We start from the raw sequence: 7,500 nt of genomic DNA on the forward strand, positions 1-7,500 counted from the left end.
TCGTTCTACCATCTCTAATGGGCAAACTACCTAGAGTATTATTAGTTTTTATATCAGTATTTAAATACTAGTTAACTGGCTGTTGTATATTTAAACTTATCTTTATTCTTTCATCAACAAATACGTTATATAGACTATATACAACATATCAGCAATCTAACGTGTGACAGTTAAGACTTATCTCAATAAAGAGAGTTATCCTAGTCGATAATTGTTCGTTTAGGATACATTAAATAGTACATAAGTTAGTATACCTTCAATAGATTTACTTTTATATTAATTATTATTAGTGTTGCATAAACATAGTTTGATTGACCTAATTTCTTATTTTTCTGAAAAAAGGCAAAAAAAGGGAGTGCTTACGCAAAAGATGACTATTTCCAGAAAATTTTGCTTATTCAACTGATTCCATTACCGACTGACACCCTTTCTTTAAAGATCTAAGTGGGTATCAAAAGGTTAAACCATTCTTCTGCCAGTTGAAATAACAGATAACGAAAAAATCGTTTGATTTAAAAAACAAACTGTTTACTTTTTATTTTCAACTTAATCAAATAGGTTAATAAACTGGCGATCATGGCTTAAACTAGTTGATTGACAACCCCTTTTTTACTTCTCGAAAAAACTTTTTAATCGTCATATGTTGCTTAATAAGCTTGAAGGACCGTTCTATTTGCTAAAGTGCTTGATACATTTCTGCACTGCCAGTAGAGGGGCAGTCAAAACGATTTGTAACAAACTCGAGAGTTTTCCCCTTTTTACCTTGAACGACTACTAAACGAAATCTGGAAGTTAGATGGTTCTGAGCACCTAATGAGACCATTTGGTCGCTAATAACGGAATCACTCTTGGAAGCTACTAATGGTTCTAAAACAAGAACTTTTGCATTCTTTTTGATTCTTGTCACAAAGAAGTAGCCCCGCCAGTGCATCGTGTCTAAACGTTTAAAATCAAGGTATCCGTGATCAAACACATCAGTCGCTTTAGGTTGATTAACCAATACTTCTAACTGATTTGTATCGTGCTCGGCGGCGTTAGTCAGTGTAAATTCATCTGGGTAAAGAGGCTCATTATCCATAAAGCAGAGTTTTAAATGAAGCTTAATTCCTAATTTTGTTTTACGAAAATCAGCCCATTAGTAAAGATTTTGGTTAAGTGAAAACGTCAAAGAATCAATTAGGTAGAGACCATTTCGTTTCGTTACGAGCCTTTTATTTTAGTCTGACTGACCAGCTGACTAAAAATGGCTAAAAGAATCTCTGGATCTATTTTTGAGAATGTTCTAGAGATCTGGGAATAACCGATACTAGTCATGCCCATTTCTTTTTGACGTTCTTTCGAAACGAAGGCCGCATCCATCTCTCTAAGACTTTCTTTTTCGTCATTGATCCCATGAAGAAAAAGTTGAAGAGCTCGAAAGAAACTAAGTTTCTTATGGTATTTATCAAAATCAAATTTTTTTGAATAGGGCTTGGTAAACAATCTAACTTAATGGAAGAAAACCATTTATTAAAAGCAGAATTTGTTTTATACTTATCCATGAGTTTGGTCCTTTTTATTGGTCTTGGATGAATCATCCGAGTTCAGTATAAAGGACTTTTTTGCCTATTAGAATAATACAAATAGATTTATAAAATATTTAATGTTTCGTGTATTACTAGTGACTAATTCTATTTAACATAGTTATCATTGAGATAGCTATTTTTATTTTAACTATTTAGTACTTTCAACCTATTATTTGAAGTAAATAAGTGATTTTCTTCTAATTATAAAATTTTAGTCGCTATTATTCTATAGTAGAACTCACTAATTTCCTTTTTATAGACCACTTAAATAAATGACGTTAGTGAGTAAAAACCTACTAATGTTATATATTATAAAACTCGAAATTATAATTAATAAAAAACGATCGAGTAGGAGGAGCCTCACGGCTCCGACCTCTCACACCACCGTACGTACCGTTCGGTATACGGCGGTTCCATTTTATACTAAACATGTATTTTATCGTAATACTCTACACAAGAGACTAAGCCAAATTGGGCAAGTCTCTTGTTTGTGATAGTCGTTGTTAAAATCCAAGAATAGGCAATACGTACGACACCCTTACTAGTGTGACTATTTTTATAGGCACTGTATTTGTCCATCCCTAATTTTATTAAGTTCTTTCGCCGATTCTTAGCTGTTTTCCATTTATGCCAAATACACATTCTGAGACGGACTCTCAAATGAGAGTCAATTTTCTTTAAAATGCTTTTCATTGAACCTATTTTATAGTAGTTTATCCACCCTCGAATCACTTGATTCAGTCGTTCCACTTGATATTTCGTATCAATACTCCAATTCTTACGTGTAAGTACTTTAAGTTTATATCGAAAGTTTTCTACTGAGATTTTATGTGGTTTCGCTTGATAGGTTTTCTTATTAAAATCTCGGTAAAAACCGAATCCTAAAAATTTCATTTCTGGATTATTTAGCTTCATAATCTTAGATTTTGTACTATTGACAATCAATCCTAACTTTTCTTCGATAAATTTTGTAACGGAACGCATCACTCTTCTCGCTGACATTTCACTCTTAACCATAATGATACAATCATCAGCGTAACGAACGAAACGGAGGTTTCGTTTTTCCAGTTCCTTATCAAGTTCATTAAGCATGATATTGCTCAATAGCGGTGAAAGGTTCCCTCCTTACGGAGTTCCAATGCTAGTATCTTGAATAATCCCATTAACTTGTACTCCACTGACAAGAAATTTACGAATCAGCGAAATTACATCTCCATCGGAGATTGTTCTAGAGACTAAATTCATCAATCGGTCATGTTGCACCGTATCAAAGAAACGTTCAAGATCGATATCAACAATCCAGTCATATCCTTCATTGAAGTACACTAACGCCTGATTAATTGCCATTTCAGCTTGCCTGTTTGGTCGAAAACCGTAACTATAGTTACTAAAACCTTTATCGAATAAGGGAGTCAATACTTGTGCAATGGCTTGTTGAATCATACGGTCTTTAACTGTCGGGATTCCTAGTAAACGAACACCACCATTTGGTTTAGGAATCTCCACTCGAAGAACGGGTGAGGTTTGGTAGTTTCTTTGACGAATCTGAGCCATAACTTCTTCTTTGTTTCGAAGAAAATATATTCCTAGCTCATCAATTGTCATGCCATCCACACCTGCGACACCTTTATTTCGTCTTACTTGTTCGAATGCTACAGTCAAATTCTCTTTATCTAAGATACGCTCAAGGATTTTCCTTTCATACATGTTTGTTATTTCCTTTCCTTCTCGTGAAGTCGGTATCCACTTTCTCGTCTTTTGACCAGCGGTCTATTTCCTCTTCCAATATTGATTTCCATAACGATAAAACGGTTCAGCCCTTCGCTCTGTCTAACTTTCACTAGCTGTCTTCACTACTACGGCTTCTGCTGACTTCTCCTGTCTCAGGCTTGTATCACTACAAGTTTTTGAAATAAGAACAGAAGACCTCCCCAGTTAAGGTGCGAACTCTTTCTCTCCATCTATCTGCCATATCTACATCACACGATTGATACATTAGCTATTGGACTTCAGCTTCTTTTGCAACCTTATCCTCGGCACTGCGTCCTATATGATTTCTGTTCGTCAGACCAGAGATTTGCCTCGAGCTTCCTTCAGATTCCACCTCACGGTGGACACCCTTGCTTTTAGCTACATGCTTACCGCTAATCGGTCGCACTCAGGACTTTCACCTGTTAGAGTTTGCCCATGCTGGGCGAACAAAAAAAAGCACCATCCGAAGATGATACTTTTTTAAAGATGCGCGGCAGCGTCCTACTCTCACAAAGGGAAACCCTTCACTACCATCGGCGCTAAGAAGCTTAACTACTGTGTTCGGCATGGGAACAGGTGTGACCTTCTTGCCATCGCCACCACACATCTTTTAGCTATAAGAGAACGTTGTTCTCTCAAAACTGGGTAGTGTTTAACTATAAGACAATAAAACCGTTTCTTCATCGTTTAAAAATGGTTAAGTCCTCGACCGATTAGTATTGGTCCGCTCCATACATCGCTGTACTTCCACTTCCAACCTATCTACCTGATCATCTCTCAGGGGTCTTACTCACTTACGTGATGGGAAATCTCATCTTGAGGGGGGCTTCACGCTTAGATGCTTTCAGCGTTTATCCCGTCCACACATAGCTACCCAGCGATGCTCTTGGCAGAACAACTGGTACACCAGCGGTGTGTCCATCCCGGTCCTCTCGTACTAAGGACAGCTCCTCTCAAATTTCCTGCGCCCGCGACGGATAGGGACCGAACTGTCTCACGACGTTCTGAACCCAGCTCGCGTACCGCTTTAATGGGCGAACAGCCCAACCCTTGGGACCGACTACAGCCCCAGGATGCGATGAGCCGACATCGAGGTGCCAAACCTCCCCGTCGATGTGGACTCTTGGGGGAGATAAGCCTGTTATCCCCAGGGTAGCTTTTATCCGTTGAGCGATGGCCCTTCCATACGGAACCACCGGATCACTAAGCCCGACTTTCGTCCCTGCTCGACTTGTAGGTCTCGCAGTCAAGCTCCCTTCTGCCTTTACACTCTACGAATGATTTCCAACCATTCTGAGGGAACCTTTGGGCGCCTCCGTTACACTTTAGGAGGCGACCGCCCCAGTCAAACTGCCCGTCAGACACTGTCTCCCAGCCAGATCATGGCTGAGGGTTAGAGTGGTCATACAGCAAGGGTAGTATCCCACCATTGCCTCCACCAAGACTAGCGTCCTGGCTTCATAGGCTCCTACCTATCCTGTACAAGCTGTACAAACACTCAATATCAAACTGCAGTAAAGCTCCATGGGGTCTTTCCGTCCTGTCGCGGGTAACCTGCATCTTCACAGGTACTATAATTTCACCGAGTCTCTCGTTGAGACAGTGCCCAAATCATTACGCCTTTCGTGCGGGTCGGAACTTACCCGACAAGGAATTTCGCTACCTTAGGACCGTTATAGTTACGGCCGCCGTTTACTGGGGCTTCAATTCTGAGCTTCGCTCGAGAGCTAACCCATCCTCTTAACCTTCCAGCACCGGGCAGGCGTCAGCCCCTATACGTCATCTTTCGATTTAGCAGAGACCTGTGTTTTTGATAAACAGTTGCTTGGGCCTATTCACTGCGGCTGACCAAATGGTCAGCACCCCTTCTCCCGAAGTTACGGGGTCATTTTGCCGAGTTCCTTAACGAGAGTTCGCTCGCACACCTTAGGATTCTCTCCTCGACTACCTGTGTCGGTTTGCGGTACGGGCAGATTGTTTCTAACTAGAAGCTTTTCTTGACAGTGTGACATCGGGAACTTCGATACTTAATTTCTCTCCCCATCACAACTTGTCCTTAATAGAGGCAAGCATTTGACTCACCTCAAGACTTGTTGCTTGGACGCACATATCCAACAGTGCGTATTCCTTAGCCTACTGTGTCCCTCCATTGTTCAAACAAAACAAACTGGTACAGGAATCTCAACCTGTTGTCCATCGTCTACGCCTATCGGCCTCGACTTAGGTCCCGACTAACCCTGGGAGGACGAGCCTTCCCCAGGAAACCTTAGTCATTCGGTGGACGGGATTCTCACCCGTCTTTCGCTACTCATACCGGCATTCTCACTTCTAAGCGCTCCACCAGTCCTCACGGTCTAGCTTCGACGCCCTTAGAACGCTCTCCTACCATAGAACCTAAGTTCTATCCACAGCTTCGGTGTTATGTTTAGCCCCGGTAAATTTTCGGCGCAGGGTCACTCGACTAGTGAGCTATTACGCACTCTTTAAATGATGGCTGCTTCTGAGCCAACATCCTAGTTGTCTAAGCAACCCCACATCCTTTTCCACTTAACATAAACTTTGGGACCTTAGCTGGTGGTCTGGGCTGTTTCCCTCTCGACTACGGATCTTATCACTCGTAGTCTGACTCCCGGATATAAATCAATGGCATTCGGAGTTTATCTGAATTCGGTAACCCGAGAAGGGCCCCTAGTCCAAACAGTTGCTCTACCTCCATGATTCTAATTCCGAGGCTAGCCCTAAAGCTATTTCGGAGAGAACCAGCTATCTCCAAGTTCGATTGGAATTTCTCCGCTACCCACACCTCATCCCCGCATTTTTCAACATACGTGGGTTCGGTCCTCCAGTGCGTATTACCGCACCTTCAACCTGGACATGGGTAGATCACTTGGTTTCGGGTCTACGACCACATACTCATTCGCCCTATTCAGACTCGCTTTCGCTACGGCTCCGTCTCATCAACTTAACCTCGCATGGGATCGTAACTCGCCGGTTCATTCTACAAAAGGCACGCTATCACCCATTAACGGGCTCTAACTACTTGTAAGCACACGGTTTCAGGTGCTGTTTCACTCCCCTTCCGGGGTTCTTTTCACCTTTCCCTCACGGTACTGGTTCACTATCGGTCACTAGGGAGTATTTAGCCTTGGGAGATGGTCCTCCCGGATTCCGACGGAATTTCTCGTGTTCCGCCGTACTCAGGATACTGATCAGAGTGAACGAAGTTTCAGTTACGGGGCTTTTACCCTCTTCGGCGGACCTTTCCAGGTCGCTTCTCCTACTTCGTTCATTTATGACTCTATGTGTTCAGTCCTACAACCCCAGAAAGCAAGCTTTCTGGTTTGGGCTATTCCCGTTTCGCTCGCCGCTACTCAGGGAATCGATTTTTCTTTCTCTTCCTGCAGGTACTTAGATGTTTCAGTTCTCTGCGTCTACCTCTATTGACCTATGTATTCAGTCAATAGTAACACCCGATAAAGAGTGTTGGGTTTCCCCATTCGGAAATCTCTGGATCAAAGCTTACTTACAGCTCCCCAAAGCATATCGGCGTTAGTCCCGTCCTTCTTCGGCTCCTAGTGCCAAGGCATCCACCGTGCGCCCTTATTAACTTAACCTATGGTCATGTTAACTATTCCATTCACCCTAAGGTGAAGAAATACATTAAAAAATAAAACGCGATGTTTTCTTGCTTTTCTTACATGTTAAACACTATCCAGTTTTCAAAGAACAACTACTTACTTTCTGAGAAGATTAGACCTCTCAAAACTAAACAAAGTAAAACAACTGTGACGGTTCCGTTATATCCTTAGAAAGGAGGTGATCCAGCCGCACCTTCCGATACGGCTACCTTGTTACGACTTCACCCCAATTATCTATCCCACCTTAGGCGGCTGGCTCCCAAAAGGGTTACCTCACCGACTTCGGGTGTTACAAACTCTCGTGGTGTGACGGGCGGTGTGTACAAGACCCGGGAACGTATTCACCGCGGCGTTCTGATCCGCGATTACTAGCGATTCCGGCTTCATGCAGGCGAGTTGCAGCCTGCAATCCGAACTGAGAATGGCTTTAAGAGATTAGCTTGACCTCGCGATCTTGCGACTCGTTGTACCATCCATTGTAGCACGTGTGTAGCCCAGGTCATAAGGGGCATGATGATTTGACGTCATCCCCACCTTCCTCCGGT

General features: G+C 42.4%; 3 rRNA genes and 2 pseudogenes (1 of these 5 running past the window's edge). All 5 read right to left on the reverse strand.

Annotated features, from left to right (window positions below):
- Nucleotides 1-440 precede the first annotated feature (440 nt).
- Nucleotides 441-1,541, reverse strand: a pseudogene (locus B9Y54_RS13020) (IS4 family transposase).
- 447 nt (nucleotides 1,542-1,988) lie between these two features.
- Nucleotides 1,989-3,272: pseudogene (gene ltrA, locus B9Y54_RS02610) on the reverse strand (group II intron reverse transcriptase/maturase).
- Nucleotides 3,273-3,805: 533 nt separating this feature from the next.
- Nucleotides 3,806-3,921 (reverse strand): 5S ribosomal RNA (gene rrf, locus B9Y54_RS02620).
- Between the two features lie 89 nt (nucleotides 3,922-4,010).
- A 23S ribosomal RNA gene (locus B9Y54_RS02625) occupies nucleotides 4,011-6,931 on the reverse strand.
- A 195-nt stretch (nucleotides 6,932-7,126) separates the two neighbouring features.
- Nucleotides 7,127-7,500 (reverse strand): 16S ribosomal RNA (locus B9Y54_RS02630); it runs 1,184 nt beyond the window's last position.
- Together the 16S, 23S and 5S rRNA genes form the textbook arrangement of a ribosomal RNA operon.

The organism is Carnobacterium iners, from assembly GCF_900177385.1.
Taxonomy (GTDB): Bacteria; Bacillota; Bacilli; order Lactobacillales; family Carnobacteriaceae; genus Carnobacterium_A; species Carnobacterium_A iners.